Source organism: Burkholderia sp. Bp8984, assembly GCF_003853755.1.
Lineage (GTDB): Bacteria > Pseudomonadota > Gammaproteobacteria > Burkholderiales > Burkholderiaceae > Burkholderia.
Map to the genome: position 1 here is coordinate 36,846 of NZ_QTQN01000035.1, position 23,768 is coordinate 60,613.

General features: G+C 69.9%; 15 protein-coding genes. 10 read left to right on the forward strand and 5 right to left on the reverse strand.

Going from position 1 to position 23,768, the window contains the following annotated elements:
• Positions 1-24: 24 nt before the first annotated feature.
• The 5 genes from thiC to DID98_RS28425 all read left to right on the forward strand — a co-directional run bounded on the left by thiC (position 25) and on the right by DID98_RS28425 (position 5,730).
• Positions 25-1,956 (forward strand): phosphomethylpyrimidine synthase ThiC, encoded by a 1,932-nt coding sequence (thiC, locus tag DID98_RS28400; RefSeq protein ID WP_044848010.1) that lies wholly within the window; start codon positions 25-27, stop codon positions 1,954-1,956.
• 253 nt (positions 1,957-2,209) lie between these two features.
• Positions 2,210-2,425 carry a glycine zipper 2TM domain-containing protein gene (locus tag DID98_RS28405; protein WP_044848011.1) on the forward strand — a complete coding sequence of 72 codons (216 nt, stop codon included), beginning with the start codon at positions 2,210-2,212 and terminating at the stop codon, positions 2,423-2,425.
• Between the two features lie 209 nt (positions 2,426-2,634).
• The gene (locus DID98_RS28410; protein ID WP_044848012.1) at positions 2,635-2,895 is read left to right on the forward strand and encodes a hypothetical protein; all 261 of its coding nucleotides are present in this window, start codon (positions 2,635-2,637) and stop codon (positions 2,893-2,895) included.
• A 169-nt stretch (positions 2,896-3,064) separates the two neighbouring features.
• On the forward strand, positions 3,065-3,991 hold the full coding sequence (locus DID98_RS28415; protein WP_124571812.1) for a DMT family transporter: 927 nt from the start codon (positions 3,065-3,067) through the stop codon (positions 3,989-3,991).
• A gap of 458 nt (positions 3,992-4,449) precedes the next feature.
• Entirely contained in the window at positions 4,450-5,730 is a 1,281-nt protein-coding gene (locus DID98_RS28425) for an EAL domain-containing protein (RefSeq protein ID WP_124523883.1), read from the forward strand.
• A gap of 44 nt (positions 5,731-5,774) precedes the next feature.
• On the opposite strand, the gene arfB is transcribed toward DID98_RS28425, so the two are convergent.
• From arfB to recC, 4 genes are read right to left on the reverse strand one after another with little or no spacing between them, the layout of a single operon-like run.
• On the reverse strand, positions 5,775-6,179 hold the full coding sequence (gene arfB / locus DID98_RS28430) for an alternative ribosome rescue aminoacyl-tRNA hydrolase ArfB (RefSeq protein ID WP_044848015.1): 405 nt from the start codon (positions 6,177-6,179) through the stop codon (positions 5,775-5,777).
• Positions 6,176-8,482, reverse strand: a complete 2,307-nt coding sequence (locus DID98_RS28435; protein WP_124571813.1) for an AAA family ATPase — start codon at positions 8,480-8,482, stop codon at positions 6,176-6,178. Before DID98_RS28435 ends, arfB begins: the two co-directional genes overlap by 4 nt.
• The gene (gene recB / locus DID98_RS28440; RefSeq protein WP_124571814.1) at positions 8,479-12,177 is read right to left on the reverse strand and encodes an exodeoxyribonuclease V subunit beta; all 3,699 of its coding nucleotides are present in this window, start codon (positions 12,175-12,177) and stop codon (positions 8,479-8,481) included. The genes DID98_RS28435 and recB overlap by 4 nt, the downstream gene beginning before the upstream one ends.
• Positions 12,174-15,512 carry an exodeoxyribonuclease V subunit gamma gene (gene recC / locus DID98_RS28445; protein ID WP_124571815.1) on the reverse strand — a complete coding sequence of 1,113 codons (3,339 nt, stop codon included), beginning with the start codon at positions 15,510-15,512 and terminating at the stop codon, positions 12,174-12,176. The genes recB and recC overlap by 4 nt, the downstream gene beginning before the upstream one ends.
• 181 nt (positions 15,513-15,693) lie before the next feature.
• Between recC and DID98_RS28450 the strand changes: the two genes are divergently transcribed.
• Positions 15,694-17,985 carry an FUSC family membrane protein gene (locus DID98_RS28450; protein ID WP_124523878.1) on the forward strand — a complete coding sequence of 764 codons (2,292 nt, stop codon included), beginning with the start codon at positions 15,694-15,696 and terminating at the stop codon, positions 17,983-17,985.
• 304 nt (positions 17,986-18,289) lie between these two features.
• Entirely contained in the window at positions 18,290-19,657 is a 1,368-nt protein-coding gene (locus tag DID98_RS28455; protein WP_124571816.1) for an amino acid permease, read from the forward strand.
• Positions 19,658-19,821: 164 nt separating this feature from the next.
• Here DID98_RS28455 and DID98_RS28460 read toward each other — a convergent pair whose 3' ends face one another.
• The gene (locus DID98_RS28460) at positions 19,822-19,983 is read right to left on the reverse strand and encodes a hypothetical protein (protein ID WP_124487525.1); all 162 of its coding nucleotides are present in this window, start codon (positions 19,981-19,983) and stop codon (positions 19,822-19,824) included.
• A 243-nt stretch (positions 19,984-20,226) separates the two neighbouring features.
• On the opposite strand from DID98_RS28460, the gene DID98_RS28465 reads away from it, so the two are divergent.
• Genes DID98_RS28465 through DID98_RS28475 form a run of 3 tightly spaced genes read left to right on the forward strand, consistent with a single transcriptional unit; the run spans position 20,227 to position 23,714 of the window.
• Complete coding sequence (locus DID98_RS28465) at positions 20,227-21,270, forward strand: Fe(3+) ABC transporter substrate-binding protein (protein ID WP_124523876.1); 1,044 nt, start codon at positions 20,227-20,229, stop codon at positions 21,268-21,270.
• Positions 21,260-22,936 carry an iron ABC transporter permease gene (locus DID98_RS28470; protein WP_124571817.1) on the forward strand — a complete coding sequence of 559 codons (1,677 nt, stop codon included), beginning with the start codon at positions 21,260-21,262 and terminating at the stop codon, positions 22,934-22,936. The genes DID98_RS28465 and DID98_RS28470 overlap by 11 nt, the downstream gene beginning before the upstream one ends.
• A 4-nt stretch (positions 22,937-22,940) precedes the next feature.
• Complete coding sequence (locus DID98_RS28475) at positions 22,941-23,714, forward strand: ABC transporter ATP-binding protein (RefSeq protein WP_124571818.1); 774 nt, start codon at positions 22,941-22,943, stop codon at positions 23,712-23,714.
• The last annotated feature ends 54 nt before the right edge of the window (positions 23,715-23,768 follow it).

Consider the following 23,768-nt stretch of genomic DNA (forward strand, 5'->3'; position numbering starts at 1 on the left):
CCCGGCGCTCACACAGGAGATTGCATGAACGCCAATCCGAAGTTTCTGTCTGCCGACGCCCACGTCGACGCTGCAGCCGTCGCGCCGCTGCCCAATTCGCGAAAGGTGTATGTAACCGGCTCGCAGCCCGACATCCGCGTGCCGATGCGTGAAATCACGCAGGCCGACACGCCGACCGGCTTCGGCGGCGAAAAGAATCCGCCGATCTACGTGTACGACACGTCGGGCCCCTACACCGATCCGGACGCGAAGATCGACATCCGCGCGGGCCTGCCCGCGCTGCGCCAGCGCTGGATCGAGGCACGCGGCGACACCGAAGTGCTCGACGGCCTGTCGAGCCAGTACGGCCTCGAACGCGCGGCCGACCCGGCTACCGCCGACCTGCGTTTCCCGGGCCTGCACCGCAACCCGCGCCGCGCGCAGGCCGGCAAGAACGTCACGCAGATGCACTACGCGCGGCAAGGCATCATCACGCCGGAAATGGAATACATCGCGATTCGCGAGAACCAGCGCCGCGCCGAATACATCGAGAGCCTGAAGTCGAGCGGCCCGAACGGCGCGAAGCTCGCCGCGATGATGGGCCGCCAGCACCCGGGCCAGGCGTTCGGCGCCGCGGCCTTCGGCGCGAACGCGCTGGCCGAGATCACCCCCGAGTTCGTGCGCGACGAAGTCGCGCGCGGCCGCGCGATCATCCCCGCGAACATCAACCACCCGGAATCCGAGCCGATGATCATCGGCCGCAACTTCCTCGTGAAGATCAACGCGAACATCGGCAACTCGGCCGTCACGTCGTCGATCGGCGAGGAAGTCGACAAGATGACGTGGGCGATCCGCTGGGGCGGCGACACGGTGATGGACCTGTCGACCGGCAAGCACATCCATGAAACGCGCGAGTGGATCATCCGCAACAGCCCGGTGCCGATCGGCACGGTGCCGATCTACCAGGCGCTCGAGAAGGTCAACGGCAAGGCCGAGGACCTGACCTGGGAAATCTTCCGCGACACGCTGATCGAGCAGGCCGAGCAAGGCGTCGACTATTTCACGATCCACGCGGGCGTGCGCCTGCAGTACGTGCCGCTCACCGCGAACCGGATGACGGGCATCGTGTCGCGCGGCGGCTCGATCATGGCGAAGTGGTGCCTCGCGCATCACAAGGAAAGCTTCCTGTACGAACACTTCGAAGAGATCTGCGAGATCATGAAGGCGTACGACGTGAGCTTCTCGCTCGGCGACGGCCTGCGCCCCGGCTCGATCTACGACGCGAACGACGAAGCGCAGCTCGGCGAGCTGAAGACGCTCGGCGAACTCACGCAGATCGCGTGGAAGCACGACGTGCAGGTGATGATCGAAGGCCCCGGGCACGTGCCGATGCAGTTGATCAAGGAGAACATGGATCTCCAGCTCGACTGGTGCAAGGAAGCGCCGTTCTACACGCTCGGGCCGCTGACCACCGACATCGCACCAGGCTACGACCACATCACGTCGGGCATCGGCGCCGCGATGATCGGCTGGTTCGGCACCGCGATGCTGTGCTACGTGACGCCGAAGGAGCACCTCGGGCTGCCGAACAAGGACGACGTGAAGGAAGGGATCATCACGTACAAGCTCGCCGCGCACGCGGCCGACCTCGCCAAGGGTCACCCCGGCGCGCAGGTCCGCGACAACGCGCTGTCGAAGGCGCGCTTCGAGTTCCGCTGGGAAGACCAGTTCAACATCGGCCTCGACCCGGACAAGGCGCGCGAATTCCACGACGAGACGCTGCCGAAGGATTCCGCGAAGGTCGCGCACTTCTGCTCGATGTGCGGCCCGCACTTCTGCTCGATGAAGATCACGCAGGACGTGCGCGAGTTCGCGGCGCAACAGGGCGTGTCGGAAAGCGAAGCGCTGAAGAAGGGGATGGAAGTCAAGGCGGTCGAGTTCGTGAAGACCGGCGCCGAGATCTATCACCGTCAGTAAGTCAGCCAGCGAGCGCGGCGGTCCGCACGGACCGCATCGTGGCGCACTGCACCAAGCCCGCTTTCGAGCGGGCTTTTTTGCGTGCCCGCGCATGCGTCGTGCCTGCCGGCGCAAGGGAAACAATTGATTACGAAACCGTCGGAGTCTTAACAAGTCCTTACAGCAGCCCGGTGGGACGGCAGGTAGATTGGTTTCATGCGCGGCCGCAATCCGGCCATGCGACCTTCCGTTCACTACCGCAAGGACAACGATCATGAATGCTTCGATTCGGCGTTTTGGGGTATGCGCGCTGCTCGTCACGACGGTGGCCAGCCTGTCGGCCTGCGATTCGATGACGCGGCGCCAGCGCGATACGGCAATCGGTGCGGGTGTCGGCGGCGTCGCGGGCGCGGCGATCGGCGGCAACGCATTGTCGACGCTGGGCGGCGCAGCCGCCGGCGGCATCATCGGCAACCAGGTCGGCAAATAAGCCGGCCGGCTTACCCGGCTGCCGCGCGACGCGCGGCAAGCTCCGGCCTGACGGCGTTTCCGCGCGGCGGAAGCGCCGTTTTTCGTATGCGGCGCCGCAACACGACGCAGCGGCCCGGAAATGATCCGTTACCGTTTTGCGCATCTTGTCATCGCCGCGCGGCCTAAGCTTAAGCATCTGCCGATTGCCGGCTCCGCCGGAGAGACATCATGAACAGGACCCTCGTCGCACTCGCCGCCGCGGCGCTCGCGTGCACGACGCTCGCCGGCTGCTACTACCCGTACGGCTATTATCCCGGCGGCTATTACGCGGCCGCACCGGTACAGCCGGCGCCCGTGTACGTCGATCCGGGCCCCGCCTACTATTACCCGGCGCCCGCGTATGCGCCGGCATGGGGCGGTTATTGGGGACCCGCGCTGTCGCTCAATTTCGGCTTCGGCGGACGCGGCGGCTGGCACCACCATCACTGAGCGCGCCGCTCCATCCGCAGCCGGTCTCGCGCGGCCGGTCGCCCCGGGCCGGCGACCGGCGACATTCCCGTTTCTGGCCGTTTCTTGCCGTTTCATCCGATCGTGAAACGACGGCGCGGTAACGCGGTGTAAGATCCTTTGCATCCCGTCCCCTCGCCCGCCACGCTCGATGTCGCCCAAGAACGCCTTTCTGCTGACCGTCCTCGCCGCCCTGTGGGGCGCGTCGTTCCTGTTCATCCGGGTCGGCGTCGCCGACTTCGGTGTCGCGCCGCTGATGGCGCTGCGCGTGGGTATCGGCGCGCTGTTTCTCACCGGCTTCGCGCTGACGCGCTTCAAGCCCGCCGAGCTCGGCGCGCAGCTGCGCCGTCGCGCATGGCCGTTGTTCGTCGTCGGCGCGCTGAACTCGGGCATCCCGTTCTGCCTGTTCGCGTTCGCCGAGCTGACGCTGTCGGCCGGCGTGACGTCGGTGATCAACGCGACGACGCCGCTGTGGGGCGCGCTCGTCGCCTACCTCTGGCTGAAGGACAAGCTGTCGCTGCCGCGCGCACTCGGCCTCGTGATCGGCTTTGCCGGCGTGCTCACGCTCGTGTGGGACCAGGTCGCCAACGCAAACGGCAGCACCGGCGCCAGCGCCACCGCGCTGGCTGCCGCCGCCGCGCTCGGCGCGACGCTGCTGTACGGCATCGCGGCCAACTACACGAAGCGCACGCTCAGCGGCGTCGACCCGCTCGTCAACGCGACCGGCAGCATGATCGGCTCGACCGTGCTGCTGCTGCCGTTCGCGATCGCGACCTGGCCCACGGCTGCCGTCAGCGCGCATGCGTGGGGCGCCGTGCTCGCGCTCGGCATCGCCTGCACGGGCATCGCGTATTTCATCTTCTTCTACCTGATCGCGCATGTCGGCCCGGCCCGCGCGATTACGGTGACGTTCGTGATCCCGGTGTTCGGCCTGCTGTGGGGCGCGCTGTTCCTCAGCGAACATGTGTCGGTCGTGATGATCGAAGGCTGCGCGATCGTGCTCGTCGGCACCGCGCTTGCGACCGGCGTGATCAAGCGGATTCCCGGATTGGGCCCGCGCGGCGGCGAAGCGACCTGAGCGACGCGCAGGGCCCGCACCCTGCCGGTTGCAGGTTTCCCGCGACGCGCCGGCCACCGTTCGTCGAGCGCCGCGCATGGACCGGAGCGCGACGGCGCAGGTCGTTTTGCATCTGATGCCGATGCAGCCGCATGGCTTGTCCGTTTTTCCGTTTTCCTGATCCGCCGGCCTTCTTCGCACGCAATGCACGCGGCACACGCGGCGCTGTCGCCGCGTGCACGACCGGCGGCCCTTGCGTGTCGCGCTTGCGGGCGGACAGCCCGGTCCACGCGACGGTGTAGCGTTTGCGTCTGGAGTTACCCTGATACGCGCGCCGCGCCATTCCCGTTACACTCGTAGCACTCATCCGCAGAAGGCGGTCACGATGCACCACGTTCTTTCGCGTCCACCTGCGCGTGCGACGGCTTCTGCGTGGCGCGCACGATACCGTCCCCCGATCGCCCCAGGGCGTCGTTGACATGAAGCCCGCCCGCGACCTCTCGCTCGATTCCCTGCTCGAACGCCTGACACCGACGCCCAGCGGCTGGATCGCCACGTATCGCGACACGACGCTGCGCAGCGTGTTCCAACCCGTGCTGTCGATCACGCACAAGCGCGTGGTCGGCTATGAAGCGCTGCTGCGCGTCGTGGACGAGAACGGTACGCTGGCTTCGCCTGTCGCGCTGTTCGACAAGACGCGCGCTGCTGCCGACGCGCTGCTGCTCGACCGGCTCGCCCGCTGCCTGCATACGGCCAACTTCGTCGCGCAGGGCATCGGCGACGGCTGGCTGTTCCTGAACGTGACGCCACGCGTGCTCGATTCGGGCCTCGTGCAGCGCGAATTCGTCGAGGCGCTGTGCCGTCATTTCGCGCTGCCGCCGAACCGCATCGTGCTGGAAGTCGTCGAGCAGCCGTCGCGCGACGAAGCCGCGCTCGCCCGCACGATCGACATGATCCAGCATCGCGACTTCCTGATCGCGATCGACGATTTCGGCACCGGATTCTCGAATTTCGACCGCGTGTGGCGCGCGCGACCCGATATCGTCAAGCTCGATCGCTCGCTCGTCGAGCGCGCGAACGCGTCGGCCGACGATCGCCGCATCATGCATCACCTGGTATCGATGCTCCACCAGGCCGGCGCAATGGTGCTCGCGGAGGGTGTCGAAAGCGACGACGCGCTGCAGACGCTGATGGAAGCCGATATCGATTTCGTCCAGGGCTTCCAGTTCGGCCAGCCCGATGCGTCGATCGCGCACGCGAGCGCCGCGGCGCCCGCAATGCTCGACGCCGCGTGGCAACGCTTCATCGCGCGCCGGCATACGCCTGCGATCGCCGAGCAACCTGGCTTCGATGCGATCGAGCGGCTCGTGCTCACCGGCGCGGCTGCCTTTTCCGCGAGCGGCAACCTGCAGGACGCCGCGCAGCGCGTATTCGCGGTGCCGGCCGCGCGCCGCGTGTTCGTCACGGACGAGATCGGCGAACAGTTCCTGCCGTCGATCGGCGCGCGCCCCGAGGATGGCCAGGCGAGCGGCACGCGGCTCGCACCGTTGTTCCCGGAGACGCACAGCAACTGGTCGCGGCGCCCGTACTTCCAGCGCGCGATCGCGGCGCCGGGGCGCGTCGCGCTGATGGGCCCGCACTTCTCGCTGACCGAAGGCCGCGACTGCTACACGGCGGCCGTCGCGATTCGCGCGCAAAGCCGCCTCGTCGTGTTCTGCGTCGACTTCGTGCTCGACAGCGCGGGCACCGTGATGCGCTGACGGGCGCGGCGGCGCCCCGCCATGCCGGCCGGGCCGATCTTCCGTCAGTCGATCACCTTCCCTCTTCCGGATTTCACCACGCTGCGGCGCGACTTGTGTTCGAGCCGCCGCTCCTTCGATGCGCGCGTCGGCCGTGTCGCCACACGCGCGCGCGGCGTGAACGCGACGCTGCCGATCAACGCATCGAGCCGCGCGAGCGCTGCCTCGCGGTTTTTCTCCTGGGTGCGGTATTCCTGCGACTTGATCACGACGATGCCGTCGCGCGTGATGCGCTGGTCGGACAGCGCGAGCAGCCGCTCCTTGATGACGGGCGGCAGCGACGACGCGCGGATGTCGAAGCGCAGGTGAATCGCGCTCGATACCTTGTTGACGTTCTGGCCGCCCGCGCCCTGTGCGCGCACGGCGGTCCATTCGACCTCGGCCGGATCGAGCGTGTAGCGGATCATCATCGCGACGTCTCCTTGCGGCGCCGCGCGAGTGCCTCGTCGACGCGGGCCGCGAGGCCCGAATCGCGTTGCGTGCGCGTCGCGACCGCCTGCGCCAGCACACGCCGCGGGCCGATCACCTGCACGCGCGTACGCGCGCGCGTGACGGCCGTATAGACGAGTTCGCGCGTGAGCACGCGGCTGAACGACGCCGGCAGCACGAGCGCGGCCTCGTCGAATTCGGAGCCTTGCGACTTGTGGACGGTCAGCGCGAACGCCGTTTCGTGCGGCGGCAGCGCTGCAGGCGACACGGCGCGCGCGGAGCCGTCCGCGCGGCGGAACCACACGCGCAGCACGCCGTGCGCGTCCGGCAGCGCGATGCCGATGTCACCGTTGAACAGCCCGAGCGCATAGTCGTTGCGCGTCACCATGATCGGCCGCCCGGTGAACCAGTGTGCGCCGACCGCGAGCGGCACGCGCGCGGCATGCCGCACATGCGTGGCCACCAGCGCATTGACGTGCTCGGCGCCGCGCGAGCCCGTGCGCGTCGCGCACAGGATCCGGAAGCGGTTGAGCGCATCGAACAACGGCAACGGGTCGGGCACCGGCGCGGACAACGCGGCGCGCAACGCATCGAGGTAGGCGCCGAACCGGCGCGCGAGCCGCTCGACGGTCGACGCCGCAAGCGTGTCGCCCGCATCGTCATGAAACGACGCGGCCGCGGCCTCGTCCGTCGGCAACGCGTCGAGCGCGCCCTGCACGTCGCCGCGACGGATCGCGAGCGACAGGCGGCCGATCGCCGAATCGAGACCGAAGCGGTAATTGCGTTCGAGCCACACGACGCAGTCCGCGAGCGGTGCGGGTGCGGGGGACGCGGCGGCAACGCCGTCCGCGGCGCGCGTTGCAACGGTCGACGCCCATGCCGAATCGCCCGCAGCGGCCGGATCGAACGGCGTGAGCTCGACCGCGTCGAGCCACGCGAGCTCGCCGGCCTCGATCCATGCAGGATCGGCGGCGGCCGAGGTGCGATCGGTGTCGGTCGGCGCAAGCGCCGCAGGCGGCAACGAAGCCGCGGGTGGCGCGGCATCGGCCGGCGAAACCGCTTCAGCCTGCGGCTCGTCGTCGAACAGCGACGCCTGGCGCGTATCCACGTTCCGCCGCGCCGACGCCTTGCGCGCGGGAGCAGCCGGTAACGGAACGGATGCCGGCGCTGGAATTGGCGCGGCAACCGCCCCGGCCGCCCCCGCCGCCTCGCCGTCCGGCACCGGCAACGCCGCGACGAACGCCGCCTCGTCGACCCCGAGCGCGTCCGCGATGCGCGTGCGCGCCGTGGCGGTAAACGTCGGCCGGGCGCTGAGTTCGGCGAACACGGCGCCTGCTTCGACCGCGGCAAGCTGGTCCTTGTCGCCGAGCAACACGAGCCGAGCGCCGGGCGCGAGCGCATCGAGCAGATGCGCGGCGAGCGCGACGTCGATCATCGACGCCTCGTCGACCACGATCAGGTCGTACGGCAACGGATTGTCGCGATGATGGCGGAAGCCCGCCGCGCCGCCGCCGCCCAGCAGGCGGTGCAGCGTGTACGACGTGTCCGGCAGGCGCGCGGCAAGTTCCGGCGGCAGGTCGCCCGCCCGCGCGTGCAGCGCTTCCTGCATCCGCTGCGCGGCCTTGCCGGTCGGTGCCGCCAGCGCGATGCGCAAGCCCGGATGCGCGTCGAGCAGGCACGCCAGCACGCCGACGACGGTCGTCGTCTTGCCGGTGCCGGGGCCGCCGCTGACGATCGTCACGCGTCCCGTCAGCGCAACGATCGCCGCGACGCGCTGCCAGTCCACGTCGCCCGTCGCGGGCCCGAAGTAACGCGCGAGACTGTCGCGCAACCGGTCCGGCGACAGCGCGTCGCCCGGCGCGGCGGCGCCGGCCTGCGCGACGAGCGCATCGGCGAGCCGACGTTCGTAGTCGAAATAGCGCGACAGATACAGATGGTCGAGCCGGTCGACGATCAGCGGCCGCTCGTCGCCGCGCGCGAGCGTGCCGAACGCCACCACGCCGCTCGCGGCAAGCGCCGCGCGCACGTCGTCGACCGGTTCCTCGTAGCGTTGCGCGAGCGCGCCGAGCGACACGCACACGTGACCGCCCGCGGTCGCCCGGCTCGTCGCGAACGCGGCGCGTGCCGCCCAGCGCGCGGCCGCGGCCGGCGCACCCGCGCGGCGCGACAGGTCGCCGATGCGCCGCGCGAACCCTTCCGCGAGCGCGATGCCGAAATCCGCGGGCTCGGGCAGGCGCGCGACGAGGCCAGCGGTGAATTCGAGCGTATCGTCGGTGACGTTCATGCGCGGCCCCCTTCCATCATCCGGTCGAGCGCATCGACGAGTTCGCGCGCGGGCCGCCGCGCATGCACGCCGGCCGGTTCGCCGCCGCTGCGCCAGCCGGGCCGCACGCCGCGCACGAACAGGTACAGGTAGCCCGCCATGTGCGTGTCGTAGTCGTAGTCGGGCAGCCGCCCGCGCAGATAGCGATGCAGCGCGACCGTATAGAGCAGTGCCTGCAGGTGATACGCGTGATCGGCCATCGCGACGTCGAGCGCGCGCGGACCATAGGCATCCGGCGTATTGCCGAGGTGGTTCGACTTCCAGTCGACGATCCAGAAGCGGCCGTCGTGTTCGACGATCATGTCGATGAAACCCTTGATGAAACCGGCGAGCATGCCCGCGTCCAGCGCAACGTCCGGATAGCCGTGCGCAACCAGCAACCGGCGCAGCGCGCCCAGCTCGAGCGACGGCGCCGGGAACAGAAAACCCATTTCGTCGAGCCGCCTGGCGGGATCGAGATCCGCAAGCCGCATGCCCGGCACGAGCTCCGTGCGCACGACATCGCCGACGAGCCGCGCCATCATCGCCGGCAGGCGCGTCGCGAGTTCGGGCTCGGCCTCGACCGGCCGGTCGTGCAACGCGCCGAGCGCCGCCCGGTGCCACGAATCGGGCTCGGTGAACCGGCTGAGTTCGAACAGGCGGTGCAGGCATTCGCCCGCTGCCGCGCCGCGCGGAAACACAAGGATGTCGTCGTCCGGCGGCTCGGCCGCCGCCGTGTCGGCCACGACGAACGCGCCGTCCGGCGCCACGGCGGCAAGCGCATCGTGATCGGGCCGCAGCTCGTCGTCCGGCACGAGCGCGACGCCTGCTTCCTCGCGTGCCATCGACGCGGTCAGCGAACTGAAGCTCGCCATCCGCCACGCGTCGCGCAACACGCGCGTCGCATGACGTGCCGCGAGCGTCTGCGATGCGTCGTGCCCGGCCGCGAGCCGCTCACGGCGTGCCGGCACCGGCAACGGTGCAACGCTCACGGGCCCGCTCGCGAGTGCTTGCCACGCCGCATCGAGCGCCGCTTCGTCGGGCGGCTCGTCGAGCCACGCGTCGAACGACTGGCCGGCGCCGGCCACGAGCCAGTTCAGCACGCTGCGCCGCGCCTCGCGGGTCGAGCGCGACGACAGATAAGGCCCGGCGACGAGATAGCACCGATAGACCGCGCGCGTGAGCGCCACGTAGACGAGCCGCGCGCGTTCGGCCGCCTGTTCGCGCAGCGCCTGGCGCGCGGCATGCTCGGCGGCTTCGTCGTCGCACCCGTAATGCAGCACGGCGTCGCCCGCGTCGTCGTGATACTCGCGGGCGTCGGGCAGCGCCGACGCGGGCGGCTCGCGCAGCCCGCCGTCGTTCAGGAACGGACAGAACACGACCGCGTATTCGAGGCCCTTCGACTTGTGCACGGTCACGATCTGCACGAGGTTGCGATCGGATTCGAGACGCAACTGGGCTTCCTCGCCGCCGCCGTCGAGCCGTTGCGCGGCGAGCCAGCGCAGCGTCGGCGCGATGCCCGGCTGCGCGGACGCGCGCGCCTGCGTCAGCTCGGCCAGATGGTTGATGTCGGTCACGCGGCGTTCGCCGTCCGCGCCGGCCATCAGCCGCTCGGCGATCCGCAACTCGCGCGTGAACGTGCGCCACATCACCGCGAAGCCGCGTTCGCGCCACAGCAGCCGATAACGCGAGAAGCGCTCGACCCAGCTCATCGCGTCCGCACTGTCGTCCGCTTCGCGCGACGCGTCGCCCTGCTCCATTCGCCACAGCGCACCCGCATCGAGGCCGAACCAGTCGGCCGCCAGCGCCGCGCGCAGGCGCCGCAGGTCGCCCGGCGCATCGATCGCCGCCAGCACGCGCTCGAGCTGCTCCGCGTCGCCGGTCGAAAACACCGACGCCTGCGCGAGCTCGACGCTGCCGATGCCCCACGTCGCGAGCACGCGCTTCACGAGGCTGCCCTGCCGGTGCGTCTGCACCAGCACCGCGATGTCGCCCGGCGACAGCGGCGTACGCCCGAGCCGCACATGCCCTTCGCGCGCGCCGCGCATCAGCCGGGCAATCTCGGCCGCGCACGCCTGCGCGGCCTGTGCCTGTGCGTCGCGCTTGAGCAGCGTGCCGTCGCCGCCCGGCAGCGCCCAGATCCGGAAATCGCCGGCCGGGCCTGGATCGGTGCCGTCGACGAACGGTGCACGCACGCGCGTGCCGGCCCGCACCGCGTAATAGTCGAGCCCGTCGAGCACGAACGCGCGCGGGTTCGACATGAAGAAGCGGTTGCACGCATCGACGATCGCCGGCGTCGAGCGCTGGTTGACCGCGAGCGTGTAGCACGCGCTCGCGCTGGCTCGCGCGGCGAGATACGTGTGCAGATCCGCCGCACGGAAGCTGTAGATGGCCTGCTTCGGATCGCCGACGAGAAAGAGCGGGCCGCCCGGCGCGAAGATCCGGTCGAAGATCGCGAACTGCAGCGGGTCGGTATCCTGGAATTCGTCGATCAGCGCGGCCGGATAGCGCGCGCGCAGCGTCTCGGCGAGCCACGGATGCGCATGCAGCGCGTGATACAGGTTCGCGAGCAGGTCGTCGAACGACACGACGCGGCGCGTGCGCTTGCGTTCGGCCAGCGCGCCCGGTGCAGTGTCGAGCCAGTCGGCGATCAGCGCGAGCCAGCGCGCGCGCTGCGCGGCCTCGGCCGCGGCCACCGCCGCTTCGAGCGCATCGGCGACATCGAAGAACGCATGCTCGGGCGTTGCGCCGCCCTTTTTCGTCGCCTTCACGAGCGCGGTGCGCGTGAGCTTGAGCGCCGCCTTCGGCAGCGCGGCCGCGGCATTGCCCTGCGCGAAATGCGCGGACCATGCTGCGAGCGCATCGGCGAGCGCGTCGGGCTTGTGCGAACGCTGGTTGAGCGCGGGCTGCGCGGTGCGCAGCAACGCGTCGATCGCGTCGCGCTCGGCGGCCCACATCCGTGCGGCTTCCGCAAAGCACTCGGCGGCAGCGGCCTCGGCCGATTCGTCCGGTTCGTCGACGCCGTCCCAGCGCAGCGCGGCGAGCGGCTTCTTCAGCCGGCGCGCGAGCTGCGCGTCGAGCGCGGCCGGGCCCGCGCCCGAATCGACGAGCCACGTCGCGAAGCCCGGCCAGCGTGCGGCCAGCGGTTCGACGCGCGTGCGCCAGAAGTCGGCCGCAAGCTCGAAGCGCAGCGCCGCGTCGTCGGCCTGCATGTCGAACGCGAACGGCATCGCGGCCGCGAACGGCGCTTCCTGCAGCGCACGCTGGCAGAACGCGTGGATCGTGTGGATCGCCGCCTGGTCGAATGCGCGCAGCGCACGCCGGATCCGCTTCGCGGCAGTCTCGGGGTCGAGCGCGCCGGCTGCGCCGAGCGTCGTCTCGAGCAGGCGCGCGACGAACGGATCGCCGCCGTCGTCACCGGTATCGAGCGCATGGGCGAGCTGCGCCAGCCGGCCGCGGATCCGTTCGTGCAATTCGGCCGTCGCCGCCTTCGTGAAGGTCACGACGAGGATTTCGTCCGCGCCGAGATCCTTCTCCAGCAACAGGCGCACGTAAAGCGCGCAAATGTTCCAGGTCTTGCCGGTACCGGCCGACGCCTCGATCTGGTTGACGCCGTCGAGCGGGCACGCGAACACGTCGAGTTCGAGCGCCGCCTGCGGCTGGGATGCGGCGCTCATGCGACCTCCTTCAGGTGTTCGAGCATCGGCTCGAACACGAGCCGTGCGAGCGTGCCGAACGGCTCGTCGAGCGACGGATGCGCGCCGCGCCATGCGATCGCGATGGCCGGATCGTCGGCTTCGCTCACCACGCGCTCGTTGATCCATACGCTCGCGGCCTTCGCCTCGCCGTCGGACACGCACGCCCATGCGCTGCGCGGGAAGAAGCGCAGCGGCATGCGCCGCCCCGCGCGAAACAGCGCGGCCAGCGGCGCGAGGCGCTCGAGCGGCGCCGCGACCGGCGTCAGCTCGAAGGCGCCGCCGCTGCCGAACCACAGCGTGCGGCGCGGACCGCCGGGCTCCACCGCGCAATAGACGAGATGCGCGAGCCACGCGGACAGGTAGTCGCGCGCGCTCGGCCGTGCATAGCGATAGATGATCTGGCCGGCCGGCGTCAGCCGGTTCAGCGTGCCGTGCAGCTCGAGCGGCGCACTCACCGCATCGCGCGACAGCATCGCGTCGTCGGCGCCGAACAGCGCCTGGTCGGTGTCGGGCCATGCGGGCGCGATCGCGAGCGTGAACGGCCGCCGTTCCATGCCGTCGGCCAGCGCACGCCGCACGTTCGACGCGAGCTGCGTCATCGAGCCGAGCGCCTGGTCGCGCCACACCGCGCCCGTCGCGCCGCCCGGCAGTTCCGGGCTGGCGTCCGCGATGCGCAGCGCATGATCGTGCACGCCGCCTTCGTCCGATTCGATCAAAAGCGGCAGCACGCGCTCGGCGAGCGCGTCGCTGCCCGCGAAGTCGAGTGCGAACGGCTCCGTGTCGAGCAGTTCGGCCTGCGCGTCGGACAGCACGATGCCGAGCCGCGCACGCAGCAGCGCGCGGGCCGGATGCCGCCAGAAACGTTCGAATTCGCTGAACGCGACGGGCTCGACCGGCTCGGCCGGCAGCGGCTGCGCGAAAAACGGCTGCTCGCGCGTCGCGTCGCGCGCGGCTTCGGCTGCCAGCAGCGACGCGAGTGTCGCGCGCTCGGCGTCGTACGAAGCCAGTTCGCTGCCGGGCCGGAAATACTCGGCCGCGAACGGTTGCAGCGGATGTTCGACGATGAACGCGCGCCGCGCGGCATCGACCGCGTCCGGCGCGGCGTCCTCGCCGGCCGTGACGAGCGCGAGATGATCGAGCAGTTCGTCGACGAGCGCCGCGGGCGGCAACGGCGCGTTGTCGCGAATGCTGCGCCCCGTATAGGCAATCAGCAGCCGGTCGCGCGCGGCGAGCAGCAGGTCGAGGAACAGGTTGCGCTCGTCGTCGCGGCGCTGCCGGTCGCCGAGCTTCGGCAACACGGCCATCAGGTCGAACTCGTCCGCGCGGGCGAGGCTCGGCAGCACGCCGTCGTCCATCCCGAGCAGGCACACGACGCGGTACGGCAGCCCGCGCAAGCTCGTCAGCGACGAGAACGTGACACCGCCCCACGGCACCCCGCCGCGCGCCGGATCGTCGAGCGCGGCGGCCAGCCCCGCGCGCACGACGGCCGCGGGCAACGCCTCGTCGGGGGTGCCTTCCGTCATCGCGGCGAGCATCGCGTCGAGCGCGTCGCGCACGCCCGAGAGCGCATCGGCATACGCGGCGCCGGAGTCGAAGAACCGTGCGAGCGTGTCGGCGAACAGTTCGCTCCATGCGCGCGGCGTGTGTGCGTCGGCAAGCCGTCGCGAGAAGCCGTCGAGATCGTCCGTGAAGCGCGCGAGCCGGCCGAGCAGTTCGGCCTCGCTGCCGGTTGCCGCCTCGATCGGCAGCCACGCGCCGACCGGTGCCGCGCCTTCGGGCATCGCATAGCCGAGGAACAGCCGCGCGAGCGCATCGGAAAACGTATGGCGCGGCGCAGGCACCGCCGCATCGTCGCTCGCCGTCGGCGACAGCCCGCGCCGCGCGCCGGCGGCCGCGAGCCAGGTCTGCACCGTCTCGAGCGCGGCCGCGTCGATGCCGTAACGGGCCGCCACCGCGTCGACGCGCAGCCATTCGACCAGCTCCGGCGCGCCGACCTGCCGTTCCGGCAACGCGAGCCATTCGAGCAGCACGCGCGCGACCGGGTTCGCCTGCGATGGCGGCAGGCCGGTGATCCGGTAAGGCACGCGCGCGCCGCCGGCGCCCGCCGTGCCGAACACGGCATCGATCAGCGGCCCGGCCGCCGCGAGATCCGCGACCGCCACCAGCACGTCGGACGGCTGCAGCGTCGCGTCCGCATCGAACCATGCGAGCAGGCGGTCGTGCAGCACCTCGAGCTGGCGCGCGAGGCTGTGGCACACGTGCACCTCGATCCCGCGCTCGACCGGCGCTTCTCCGAGCGCGGCCTCCGGCTGCAGGTCGAGGATCGCGTTCTGTACGCGCGCAAGCCAGGTCGGCGCGGGATTCCCGACGAAACGCGACGCATCGCCCGACGCGGCGCTTTCAGTCAGTTCGTGCAACATGTGCAGCTGCGCCTGCGTCTGCCGGCCCCACTCGGCGAGCAGCGGATGGCCGACTTCCTGGTAGTCGAGCCGGCCGGCCGCGTCGAGCGCCTCGGCATGCGCGGCGGTGACGATGTCGAACCAGAATTCGCGGCACGGGTTGAGCGCATAGACGCGCACGTCGATCCAGCGCGACAGCTCGCGCAGCAGCGCGACGTGCAGCGGCGGCATCGTCGGCAGCGCGAACACGCTGACCGATTCCGGCCAGTCGGCACGCGGGACGGTTTCGGGATCGAGGTTGCGCGCCTCCACGAGGAAGCGATGCGCGGGCGGCGTGCCGCTGTCGCTCAGCTCCGCGAGCAGCGCGCGCCACAATGCGGCTTGCCAGCGCTCGTCGTCGCGTGCGGCGTCGCTGATCCCGCGCGGCGCGGCGTCGCCCGCGAGCACCGATTCGCCGGCCTGCCATGCGGCCAGCCATTCGGGCCGGTAAGTCAGGTAATGATCGAGCACGGCCGCGACGCGCTGCGCGAGCTCGTAGCGCATTGCATCGTCGGACGCGGACAGATACGCGGCCAGCCGCGGCGACGCGAGCCACGGCGCGCCGCCCGCGCCCTGCGCGAACAGCCGGTAGCAGCGCCACACGAGGCGATCGGGTGCGAACGGCGAGCGTGCCGGCACCGTCAGCACGCGGCCGATCTGCGCCCACAGCCATTGCGCGAGATACGTGAATTCGACGTTCGCGCACACGCCGTGGCGCGCGGCGATGTCGAGTTCCAGACGCCGGCGCAGCGCCGCGCTCGGCACGATGACCTGCTGTGGCGCCCACGGGCCGTTGCGGGCCGGGAACGCGGCCAGGTCGTCGAGCAGCGCGTCGGCCAGCGTCTCGTGACGGTTCGAATAGAAGAGATGGAGCATGAAGCGGGTGTCGGAGCCTCGCACCGGACGGGCCGGGCGCACGGGAGCACCAAGGATAGCAAAAGGGCCGTCGCGATGAACCTCGTCCGAACGGCCAGGTTTTGCGGACCGCGAAATACGATAGACTCGTCGCCAGTCAATACGCCGCCCCGGGCGTCTTCGTCTGTCATTCAGCCCATCGATGCGCTATTCGGTCGAAATCAGAAAGTTTTTCTACAGCCAGTACTTTTTCGGCGGCCTGCGGATCGCGGTCGGCGTATCGCTGCCGGCCGTGCTGTGCCTGATCGTGTTTCACAACCGGGAGCTCGGCTTCACGATCTCGACCGGCGCGCTCGGCGCGTGCGTCGTCGACATGCCGGGCCCGCTGAAGTACAAGCACAACGAAATGCTCGCGTGCAGCGTGATCGGCTTCCTGGCCGCGCTCGCGACCGGCCTCGCCACGCCGAACATCTTCGCGCTGTGGCTGACGATCGTGCCGCTCACGTTCGTGCTGTCGCTGATCGTCGTCTACGGCAACCGCTGGCCGCAGATCAGCTTCGCGACGCTGTTCATGATGGTGATGACGCTCGAGGAGAAGTTCACGCCGCTGCAGGCGTTCATCAATGCCGGCTGGATTCTCGCGGGCGGCCTCTGGTACACGTACTGGGCGACGCTCGTGTCGCAATGGCAGGCGCGCCGGATCGAGCAGCAAGCGCTCGCCGAAAGCCTGTTCGCGTGCGCCGACTACCTGCTCGCGCGCGCGCGGTTCTACGATCTCGACGCCGATCTCGACGAGTGCTACCGCAATCTCGTCGCGAAGCAGATCACCGCGGTCGAGACGCAGGAAACCGCGCGCGACATCGTGTTGCGCAACCTGCCGAAGCTGCGCCGCGGCAAGCTCGATCCCGGCCGCGCGACGATGTACAACCTGTTCATCAACAGCGTCGACCTGCACGAACTGTTCGTTGGCGCACACACCGACTACCCGCTCATACGCAACACGTTCGGCGGCTCCGACCTGATCATTTTCTATCGCGACCTGATCTGCAAGGCGGCCGCCGATCTCGAGGAGATCGGTCTCGCGGTGCTCGAGAACCGCGCGCCGCATTCGCGCATCAGCGTGAAGGCCGAACTGCGCGCGATCGAGTACGAGATCGAGCTGATGCGCAAGAAGAGCTTTCCGGCCACCAACGCGGAAGCCTACGCGGCCGTGCTCGCGACGTTCCGGCGCATCTGGAGCGCGACGCGCCTGATCGACCGGATGCGCCGCAACCTGTCGGGCCATGCCGACCCGCAGCAGACCGAACTGAAGATCGACAAGGCGCTCACGCGCTTCCTGCAGCGGCGCCGGATGTCGCCGCTGCTGATCTTCTCGAACCTGAACATGCGCTCGCCGAGCTTCCGCCACGCGCTGCGCGTGACGATCGCGGTCGCGGTCGGCTTCTGGCTCGGCCGGCTGCTGCCGCTCACGAACGCGTACTGGATCGTGATGACGACCATCATCATCCTGAAACCCGGCTACTCGCTCACCAAGCAGCGCAACGCCCAGCGTATCGTCGGCACGCTGATCGGCTGCGCGGCGAGCATCGCGCTGATCTACACGGTCAAGGAGCCGCACCTGCTGATCGCGATCATGTTCGGGTCGATGGTGATGAGCTACAGCCTGCTGCTGTTCAACTACGCGGCGAGCGTCGTATTCACGTCGTCTTATGTACTGCTGATGTTCCACCTGCTCGCGCCGGGCAGCATGCGGATCATCGGCGAGCGCGCGATCGACACGGTGGTCGGCTGCATGATCGCAATCGCCGCGAGCCGCCTGTTCCCGTACTGGGAATACCGGCTGATGGGCAAGCTCGTCAGCGACATGCTGACGTCGACCCGCAAGTATTTCGAGGCCGTCTGGCGCGCCGGGCGCGGTGCATCGCCTCCGCCGGTGCCGGCCGCCGACGGCGCGGCGGTCGTGCCGGTCGTCGCCGCGGCGATCGAGACACCGGCCGCCACCCTCGACGACGACTACCGCTACCGCCTTGCGCGCAAGGACGTGCACATCGCGTTCGCGAACCTCGGCCAGGCGTTCCAGCGGATGATGATCGAGCCGAAGGCGCACCAGCGCTTCGTGCCCGAACTGAACGACCTGCTCGTGCAGACGCACGTGCTCGGCGCGCAGATCACCGCCGCCGCCCCGCTGATCCGAAGCGCATGCGCGGCCGACGCGCACCTCGTCCACGACGATGCGCTGCGCCGCGGCCTGTCCGCCGTGCTCGAGAATCTCGAGAAGGCGGAAGCCGGCGAGCCGCCGCCGGCCGACCAGCTCGACGCGACGAAGCAGATCACGCGTGACCTCGACGCGATGGTCGTGTCCGCGGAAAAATCCGACGCGGTGGGCGCCGAGCTCACGCACGACCTGAAGGTGCTCGCGCACCAGTGCAAGCAGATGCTCGCGTCGTCGCTGCTGATCCGCAAGGACGCAAGCGTCATTCGCCTGCCCGCATGACGGCATGAAGTTGTCCCGCCGCCGGCCGCCCGCGCATGCAGGCCGGCCAGCGGCGCGCCCCGCTCCCGCAATCCCCTTCCGACGCATGCCCCGCCCGCCCCGCACGCCCCACAGGGCCCGCGCGCCCGCCGCGCGATGGCCCCACGCCCGATTCCGCCGGTTGCGCCAGTCAGGGAATACCCGATTCCGGTCACATGGCCCGGCTTGTTATCATTCGTTCACATTTAAGTTGTATAGACAACTTGAGCCATCGGGACCGGTCCCGCTTGCCCGGTCCGTCGCATAAAACGATATCGGAGACTCGATGAAAAACTTGCAGCGCCACCTGAGCGCGCGGCACATCCGCTTTCTCGCGCTGGGCTCGGCGATCGGCACCGGCCTGTTCTACGGCTCGGCGTCCGCGATCCAGCTCGCGGGCCCGGCGGTGATCCTGGCCTATATCCTGGGCGGCGCGGCCGTCTACATGGTGATGCGCGCGCTCGGCGAGATGGCCGTGCGCGAGCCCGTCGCGGGCTCGTTCGGCCACTACGCGACGGAAAACCTCGGGCCGTTCGCGGGCTTCGTCACCGGCTGGACCTACACGCTCGAAATGGTGATCGTCGCGATCGCCGACATCACCGCGTTCGGCATCTACATGGGCTTCTGGTTTCCGGATGTCCCGCAATGGATCTGGGTGCTCGGCGTCGTCGCGGTCATCTGCGGGCTGAACCTGTGCCACGTGAAGGTGTTCGGCGAGCTCGAATTCTGGCTGTCGATCATCAAGGTCGGCGCGATCGTCGCGATGATCGGCGGCGGCGTCGCGATCCTGCTGAGCGGCATGCATTTCGGCCATTCGGCCGACGTGCCGACGTTCGCGAACCTGTGGAACCACGGCGGCTTCTTCCCGAACGGGATCGGCGGGTTGATCGCGTCGCTGTCGGTCGTGATCTTCGCGTACGGCGGCATCGAGGTGATCGGGATGAGCGCCGGCGAGGCGAAGGACCCGGAGCGCGTGATTCCGCGCGCGATCAACGCGGTGCCCGCGCGCATCCTGCTGTTCTACGTGCTGACGATGGTCGTGCTGATGTCGATCAGCCCGTGGACCGGCGTCGGCAGCGACGGCAGCCCGTTCGTGCAGATCTTCTCGGCGCTCGGCGTGAAGTCGGCCGCGACGATCCTCAACCTCGTGGTGATCAGCGCGGCGATCTCGGCGATCAACAGCGACATCTTCGGCGCGGGCCGGATGATGTTCGGGATGGCGCGGCAGGGCCAGGCGCCGCGCGTGCTGATGACGACGTCGCGGCACGGCGTGCCGTGGGTCACGGTGCTCGTGATGGCCGGCGCGCTGCTGGTCGGCGTGCTGCTCAACTACCTGATGCCGAAGGACGTGTTCCTGGTGGTCGCGGCGATCGCGACGTTCGCGACCGTGTGGGTGTGGCTGATGATCCTGCTGTCGCAGGTCGCGATGCGCCGTCGCCTGTCGAGCGCGGAAGTCGCGGCGCTGAAGTTCAAGGTGCCGCTGTGGCCCGTCGCGCCAGCGTTGACGATCGCGTTCATGGGCTTCGTGATCGTGATGCTCGGCTGGTTCGAGGATACGCGTGTCGCGCTCTACGTCGGCGCGGCATGGCTCGCGCTGCTCGCGGCCGTGTTCTACGCTCGGATCCGCCCGAAGTTTGCGCCTGCGTCACGATGACGCACGCCTGATCCTTGCATGCGGCGCGCCGGCTTCGGCGCCCGCGTCTCTCCCGGCGTAACGCGGCGCTTCGCGCGTCGCCCGCCGCCGCTTCCCGCTTCCCACACACACATCGCTGGCCGCCCGACCGGGCCACGCAGCGACCATGCGCATCCGTGTCAGCGTCAGTGCGACGCGGCGCTCGCGGCCTCGGCCGGATGGGCCTCGTCGTACGCACGCTTCTGCGAGATCGCGTTGTACAAGATCGTCCCGATCACGAACAGCACGACCACGACGATCAGGATGCTCACGTTGCGGACAGGGTTCTTCTTGCGCTGATCGTTCATGGTCGGTGCGGCTCCGTCGAATTCGTTGAAGCGGGCATTCTACGCGCTTGCGCCCGTGCCGCGACGCCCCGTCGCCGTGCCCCTCCCCGTTCCTTCCGCAGCACTTTCCATCACCTTTCATTTGATAATCATTCCCATTCCGATCTAGAATCCGAAATCTTTCGCTTTGTAATGTTTCGGGTCGCTCAGGCGGCAGGCTCGCCCCGGAACGCTTCCTCGTCCGCCTGCCTCATTGGAGTCTCCATGTCGAATCCGCGCACATGCCTGCTGCCGCTCGCCGGCGCCCTGGCCCTTGCCGCCGCCACATTCGCGCCGCTGGCCCACGCGGCCGAGGAAGTGAGCCTGTACACCACCCGCGAACCGAAGCTGATCCAGCCGCTCATCGACGCGTTCACGAAACAGAGCGGCGTCAAGGTCAATACGGTGTTCGTGAAGGACGGCCTGCTCGAGCGCGTGAAGGCGGAAGGCACGCAGTCGCCGGCGGACGTGCTGATGACGGTCGACATCGGCAACCTGCTCGATCTCGTCGACGGCGGGCTCGCGCAGCCGGTACGCTCGAAGGTGCTCGACGACGCGATCCCCGCGAACCTGCGCGGCGCGCAGGGCGACTGGTACGCGCTGTCGCTGCGCGATCGCGTGCTGTACGTGGAGAAGGACCTGAAGGTCGACGCGTTCCGCTACGAGGATCTCGCCGATCCGAAATGGAAGGGCAAGGTCTGCATCCGCTCGGGGCAGCATCCGTACAACACGGCACTCGTCGCGGCGATGATCGCGCACGACGGCGAAGCCGCGACCGAAAAGTGGCTGCGCGGCGTGAAGGCGAACCTCGCTCGCAAGGCGACGGGCGGCGACCGCGACGTCGCGCGCGACATTCTCGGCGGCATCTGCGACGTCGGCCTCGCGAACGCGTACTACGTCGGTCACATGAAGAACGCGGAAGCCGGCAGCGACGCGCGCAAGTGGGGCGACGCGATCAAGGTCGTGCGGCCGACGTTCGCGAACGCGAAGAGCGGCGGCACGCACGTCAACATCAGCGGCGCGACGGTCGCGAAGCACGCGCCGCACAAGGCCAACGCGGTGAAGCTGCTCGAGTACCTCGTGTCGCCGGAAGCGCAGGCGCTGTATGCGCAGGCGAACTACGAATACCCGGTGCGCGCGAACGTGAAGCTCGACCCGGTGATCGCGAGCTTCGGCACGCTGAAGGTCGACCCGCTGCCGCTGGCCGACATCGCGAAGCACCGCAAGGCGGCCAGCCAGCTCGTCGACAAGGTCGGCTTTGACAACTGATGCAGCGTTCGTCCGCGCGCGCCGCCGGCCGCTCGGTTCGCGCGCGGGCAGCCTCTGGCTGGGCGCGGCCGTCGCGATCGCCGCGGTGGTCGCCGCGCCGCTCGCGGTGCTGGTCGCCGCCGCGCTCGGCGCCGATCTCGCGCACTGGCAGCACCTCGCCGAATTCGTGCTGCCGCAGGCGCTCGCCAATACGCTGCTGCTGCTCGCGGGCGTCGGCGCGATTGTCACGGTCGTCGGCACCGGCTGCGCGTGGCTCGTCACCGCGTACGATTTTCCGGGCCGCCGGATGCTGACCTGGGCGCTGCTGCTGCCGCTCGCGGTGCCCACCTACATCGTCGCGTTCGCGTATCTCGACCTGCTCCACCCGATCGGCCCCGTGCAGGGCGCGATCCGCTGGCTGCTCGGCTTCGACAGCCCGCGCCAGTTCCGCCTGCCCGACCTGCGCTCGCTGCCCGGCGCGATCTTCGTGCTCGGCTTCGTGCTGTATCCGTATGTGTACCTGAGCACGCGGGCGATGTTCGTCACGCAGTCCGCGAGCCTGCTCGAAGCCGCGCGCACGCTCGGCGCCGGACGCATCGCGACGTTCTGGCGCGTCGTCGTCCCGCTCGCGCGGCCCGCGATCGCGGTCGGCGTGAGCCTCGCGCTGCTCGAAACGCTGAACGACATCGGCGCATCGGAATTCCTCGGCGTGCAGACGCTGACCGTATCGGTCTACACCACGTGGATCACGCGCTCCGATCTCGCGGGCGCCGCGCAGATCGCGCTCGCGATGCTCGCGATCGTGGTCGGCATGATCGTGCTCGAACGCCACGGGCGCCGCCGCCAGCGCTACGCGCACGGCCGCCGCATGCGCCCGCTCGCGCCACGCAAGCTGACCGGCGCGGCCGCGTGGAGCGCCGCCGCGCTCGGCTGGCTGCCGGTGCTGCTCGGCTTCGGCGCGCCGGCCGCGTACCTCGCGGTCGAGACCGGCAAGCGGCTGCATCTCGTCGGCGGCGTATCCGCGCAGTTGCTGACCGGGCTTGCGAATACGCTGACGATCGCCGCCGCCGCAACGATCGCGACGCTCGCATGCGGGCTGGTCGTCGCGTGGGCGGCGCGCGCGCAGCGCGACAGCGCGCGCGCGGGCCCGGCCCGCGTGTGCGCGCGAATCGCGAGCCTCGGCTACGCGGTGCCGGGCACCGTGCTCGCGATCGGCCTGCTGATCCCGTTCGCGGCCGCCGACCGGCTGCTGGGCGCCGCGCTCGGCCGCGACGGGCTGCTGCTGATGGGGTCGGCGGCCGCGCTCGTGATCGCGTACACCGTGCGCTTTCTCGCGATCTCGGCCGGCAGCATCGAAGCCGGCCTCGCGCGCATTCCGCCATCGCTCGAACAGGCCGCGCGCTCGCTCGGCGAGACGGCCGGCGGCACGCTGCGCCGCGTGCACCTGCCGCTGCTGCGGCCCGCGCTCACGACGAGCGCGCTGCTCGTGTTCGTCGATGCGATGAAGGAGCTGCCGGCGACGCTGCTGCTGCGTCCGCTGAATTTCGACACGCTCGCGACCTGGCTGTATGCGGAAGCCGCGCGCGGCACCTACGAGGAAGGCGCGGTCGCCGCGCTCGCGATCGTGCTGGCCGGGCTCGTGCCCGTGATCCTGCTCGCGCGCACCCGTCACAAGATCGGAGCCTGACACCGTGAACCTGCTCGAACTCGACGACCTCTGCGTCGCCTACGATACGCCGCACGGCCGCCGCACGGTGGTCGACCGGCTGAGCCTCGCGCTGCCGCGCGGCGACATCGGCTGCCTGCTCGGCGCATCGGGCTGCGGCAAGACCACCGTGCTGCGCGCGATCGCGGGCTTCGAGCCCGTGCGCATGGGACGCATCGTGCTGGACGGCACGCCCGTCTCGGCGCCGTCGCTCGACGTGCCGCCCGAGCGGCGGCGCATCGGCATGATGTTCCAGGACTATGCGCTGTTCCCGCACCTGAGCGCGGCCGACAACGTCGCGTTCGGCCTGCGGCGCATGCCGAAGGCCGAGCGGCGCGCCCGCGTCGCGGACCTGCTCGAACTCGTCGGCCTCGCCGCGTCAGGCAGCGCGTATCCGCACGAACTGTCGGGCGGCCAGCAGCAGCGCGTCGCCCTCGCCCGCGCGCTCGCGCCGTCGCCGGAGCTGCTGCTGCTCGACGAGCCGTTCTCGAATCTCGACGTCGATACGCGCGAGCGGCTCGCGTTCGAGCTGCGCGACATCCTCAAGCGCACGGGTCACACCGCGATCCTCGTCACGCACAACCAGGCTGAAGCGTTCGCGATCGCCGACCGGATCGGCGTGATGAAGGACGGCCGGCTCGCGCAATGGGACACGCCGTACGCGCTGCATCACCATCCGGCCAGCCCGTTCGTCGCGGAGTTCGTGCGCCGCGACGCGCTGGCGGACGAACGTGCACGCGCCATGTCGCGCGGCCGCTGAGCGGGCCATTACGACGACGTCGGGCCACGGCGGCGGGAACACGCAACCCACCCG